We start from the raw sequence: 231 nt of genomic DNA, 5'->3' as shown, positions 1-231 counted from the left end.
CAGACATTTCACGCTCTACAAGCATTCGATCTATATGTACTTTTATTGCCATTTTATACTCCTTTCTTAAACCGTGAGGTCATTTTCTGATTTAATCTGAATGACACTTTGCAGGAGCTTTTCAATTGTTGCAATAAAGATAGCAACGATTAAAGGAGTAACACTAATGGCTACACCAATAACCATAATTACCGGTGCATGAATCACCTCGATGATGTGATAGGTCATAGG

The 231-nt window shown here is 36.8% G+C and carries 1 protein-coding gene; it reads right to left on the bottom strand.

Annotation, left to right across the window (positions count from 1 at the left end):
* Positions 1–66: 66 nt before the first annotated feature.
* Entirely contained in the window at positions 67–228 is a 162-nt protein-coding gene (locus ETC27_RS18390) for a DUF2975 domain-containing protein (RefSeq protein WP_205742811.1), read from the bottom strand.
* Between the last annotated feature and the right edge of the window lie 3 nt (positions 229–231).

This window comes from Onishia niordana (genome assembly GCF_004798965.1).
Classification (GTDB): domain Bacteria; phylum Pseudomonadota; class Gammaproteobacteria; order Pseudomonadales; family Halomonadaceae; genus Onishia; species Onishia niordana.
Note: the sequence above shows the minus strand (reverse complement) of the source record. Positions and strands in the feature narration are given on the sequence as shown.

What these genes read in the sequence shown, in the direction of transcription:
- ETC27_RS18390 (WP_205742811.1), bottom strand. Translation starts at nt 228, where the DNA reads ATGACCTATCACATCATCGAGGTGATTCATGCACCGGTAATTATGGTT.